The 3,560-nt window shown below is 42.6% G+C and carries 5 protein-coding genes; all 5 read right to left on the bottom strand.

Translation table 11 applies throughout. The features are described 5' to 3' along the window. Positions 1–113: 113 nt before the first annotated feature. Complete coding sequence (locus EWV84_RS14610) at positions 114–1,052, bottom strand: J domain-containing protein (RefSeq protein ID WP_287078568.1); 939 nt, start codon at positions 1,050–1,052, stop codon at positions 114–116. Positions 1,053–1,104: 52 nt separating this feature from the next. Then, the gene (locus tag EWV84_RS14615; RefSeq protein ID WP_287078569.1) at positions 1,105–1,926 is read right to left on the bottom strand and encodes an inositol monophosphatase family protein; all 822 of its coding nucleotides are present in this window, start codon (positions 1,924–1,926) and stop codon (positions 1,105–1,107) included. Between the two features lie 14 nt (positions 1,927–1,940). Further along, the gene (locus EWV84_RS14620; protein ID WP_286826420.1) at positions 1,941–2,309 is read right to left on the bottom strand and encodes a 2Fe-2S iron-sulfur cluster-binding protein; all 369 of its coding nucleotides are present in this window, start codon (positions 2,307–2,309) and stop codon (positions 1,941–1,943) included. Between the two features lie 468 nt (positions 2,310–2,777). Further along, positions 2,778–3,002 carry a hypothetical protein gene (locus EWV84_RS14625; RefSeq protein ID WP_287078570.1) on the bottom strand — a complete coding sequence of 75 codons (225 nt, stop codon included), beginning with the start codon at positions 3,000–3,002 and terminating at the stop codon, positions 2,778–2,780. Then, on the bottom strand, positions 2,980–3,288 hold the full coding sequence (locus tag EWV84_RS14630) for a BrnT family toxin (RefSeq protein WP_287078572.1): 309 nt from the start codon (positions 3,286–3,288) through the stop codon (positions 2,980–2,982). The genes EWV84_RS14625 and EWV84_RS14630 overlap by 23 nt, the downstream gene beginning before the upstream one ends. Positions 3,289–3,560: the final 272 nt, after the last annotated feature.

The raw sequence follows: 3,560 nt of genomic DNA on the forward strand, positions 1-3,560 counted from the left end.
TCAGACTTAAGCAATTAAGCGTTTTTCGCTATCTGCGTCAACCCCATTGACGCGACCACCCTAAAAAAGTGGCGTGGTGAGGAATCGCCGTCCGTTTTACGGCGGCGAGGATGTCAATCTTTATTATCACCAAATAGAGACCAAAAACCGCCCTTGCGATCCCCTTCCTTTTTTTGTCCCTTCTGGTCTTCCATTTCAACATTAGGATTAACTACTTTATCTAGTTCCCGTTTGCACCTAATCACCGTCGCATCTTTGGGGCTGACTTGCCAGGCGCGATTGATATGAACCCGGGCCATGGCGAGTTGATTTTGTTGCAGGTAGGCTAAACCGAGCAGGGCGTGACAGATGCCATTATCCGGTTCTTGCCGCAGGGCATCGCGCAATTCTCGCAAAGCTTGGGCGGGGTTATTTTGGTCAAGAGAGGCTTGGGCGCGGCGAATATAGGCTTCTAGGGGCGATTCTTTGGCTCTAGCCTCGGCTGCCGTCGTGACAGTCGCTCCCAATAACTCGGACTGGTTAGGATTGCCTTGGGAGATAAAGACTTTCTGGATAGTTTTCTTGTTGCCCTGACCTTCGGTTAAGATCAGATAAACCAGATTGAGTTCACTGAGTTGGGCGATTTTCTGATAGGTGTTTTCTAGGGCGGTATATTGATCGATCGCCAAAGATTGCAGGGTTTTTTGATAGGCTAATTCATAGTTAGCGGTGAACTGGGCTAGTTTTCTAGCTGGTTCGCTGCTGATAGTGATTTTACCCGAATCCTTCGCCATTGCCTTGCCCATTTGTGTTAAAACAAGGCGAAATTCTTCCCGAGATAGTTTGCGGCTTAGATGTTCGTAGGCAGGGTTAACTAATTTTGAGAGTAACTCATTAGCCTGTTCCCTTTCGGTGGGGGTGTGAATGCGACAGGTATCGGGATGGAGTTTATAGGCAATTTTTAAGTAACGCTCGCGAATCTCCTCCTGTTCGGCATCGATCGAGACTCCTAAAACAGCGAAGTGATCGATTAAATCAAATTGAAATAATCCCTGGGAAATCGGAAAAGGCATACAGCGAATCCTACTCTAATCACAATGATAATCGCAATAAATATTAAAAGAATTAAAACTGAAAACTCCAAGAGGCGGCTTTTTGCAGAGCTTGGCTTAAGGTGGTGTGAATCTGTCCGTTAGTGGCCAAGATTCGCCCCGTTTCCATCAGAAAAGGACTCTCATCGTAGGCGCTAATTTTACCGCCAGCTTCTTCGATCAGAATAATTCCCGCAGCCATATCCCAGGGATTAATCCCTCGTTCCCAATAACCATCTAAGCGCCCACAGGCCACATCGGTTAAGTCTTTGGCAGCGGAACCGCTGCGGCGTACCCCTTGGGTCAGATGGGTCAGATAACAGAATTCGGCATAATTATTATCGGGGGTTTGACAACGATCGTAGGCAAAGCCCGTCACCAGTAAACTTTTTTCTAGTTCACTCGTCTGGGAGACATGGATGGGACGACGGTTCAGGGTGGCTCCTAAACCCTGGGCTGCCCGAAATAGTTCCTTTCTAAAGGGGTTATAGATGACTCCCACTTTTGCTATCCCTTCGATGAGTAGTCCGATGGAGACGACGGATACGGGATAACCGTGGGCATAGTTGGTGGTGCCATCGAGAGGATCGATCGCCCAGAGATACTCGCTGTCCGTCCCTGGCAGTTTTCCCGATTCTTCCGCTAGAATCCCATGTTCGGGAAAGTGACGGCTAATAATTTTGAGAATTTCTGTTTCTGCTCGACGATCTATTTCCGTCACTAAATCGCCCGATCGCCCTTTTTCTTCTATTTTCTCGATTTTACCCCAATTATCGATAATTATTGTTCCCGCTGCTAGGGCGGCTTCGCTGGCAATGTCTAGGTATTTTTCTAATTGGCTGCTGGTATCTGGCACGATTAATCCCTAATCTATTCTTCATCTAAGGGTAAACCAAAACGCACTTTGCCACGGGCAAAAAAGCGACCGAATTGTAATTCATAGACTTCATCTTCGTCTTGGGTGGCTACTTCCATATCGCTACGGGCATAACTGACACAAAGTAAAGCATAACCTCTGGCTTTTAATTCCGGCGATAGTCCAATCGCTTCTGGTTGATGGATGTCTCCTGATAATACCCTGACCGCGCAGCTGGTACAAGCTCCATTGCGACAGGAAAAGGGTAATTGATGACCCTGTTTTTCCAGACTGTGCAGTATATAGTTATCCCCTGGAACGGTGGTGACAAATTTTTCCCCCGTCTGACGATTGTGAACGGTGATTTGATAACATTTACTCATAGTTTAGTTAGGCGGAAATTATAGATGCAATTTAGATAGTTCTAAATTTAGGGGCTATTTTGGTCAGCCGCCTTGATTATATCATCAATAATTGCTCAAATAGTCATCATCTTGACAAATTCTCCTTGACAAAAGATTCAGTTTTCGGGGAATTTGCCTAAATCTAAGAATCTTGTACCATCAGCTTTAATCGTCAAAATATCCACGGGCTTGACATAGGCGAAAAATCAGCATCTTTTCTTAAATTACGATGAAATTGATTAATGTTAAGAGTTCTCAGAAAACGTTTAAGAGAGAGACTTAGAAGGTTTCAGGCTGGGAATAGATTGACGCACGATTTATCTATTTTAGAAGATTGGTCATAATTTTGTCAATCTCTCGTTAGAATTTAGCCAGTCTCTTAATAATCTATCCGCACTTTCTCCCCTGCTTTCTCTGAGAAATTAGTTATCGAACGTTTTTTTTTACTTATTTTTCAGGGATAGCGGATAAGATAGCTCGAAGTGCTTTGTTGACATCTTCAGAATTTTTGAAAACTTTAGCGACATCTGGTTCTAAGGTGACAGTGATTTTTATTTCATTTACCTGAGAAACAAAACGAGTAGGATGAGCCTTAGTATAATTAAAATTATATTCAGGAAGTAGGTCATCTTGTAAATTTTGGTTGGTTTCAGAATCCTGTGTATTTTTCATAGCCTTGGCGTTCCTTTTTGGTTGTTAAACGTGCGCTGATAATACTAATTATTTGATTTCTTTCAGTAAAATAAACGACTAAAAGGCGATTATTGTCATCGTGTCCGATAATAATTTCTCGTTTTTCACTGACCGAATGCCACTCATCATCAAAAATGTAGGCTAGGGGATCTCGAAAAACAGCCTTAGCTTCTTCAAAATTGATGCCATGCTTTTTGAGATTAAGTTTTGCCTTGGGGTTAAGTAGTGGTGCAAAATTAATTTCTTGGTTAGGATAGGCACTCATGCAAGAGGCAAAAGTCAAGAGGTGGTTAGATATGTGTAATTAATTTTTCCTAGGTACTTATCCCAATCAAATTGTAAGTTCATAAACTCAATTATAGTTCAATCTTACCCTAAACGCCGCACTTTAAAACTTTGTCGTTTTCCTACTACCTAAGGCAGCAATTCTCATTTTGAAAACAAAAGAAGATAAAGTTCTCTATGTGAACAAGAGAACTTCTGTCTAATTATCATTTTTTTTCAAGATAATCATCATAATTAGCTTCAAGAGACAGT

This window comes from Microcystis sp. M_QC_C_20170808_M3Col, from assembly GCF_007095505.1.
Classification (GTDB): Bacteria; Cyanobacteriota; Cyanobacteriia; order Cyanobacteriales; family Microcystaceae; genus Microcystis.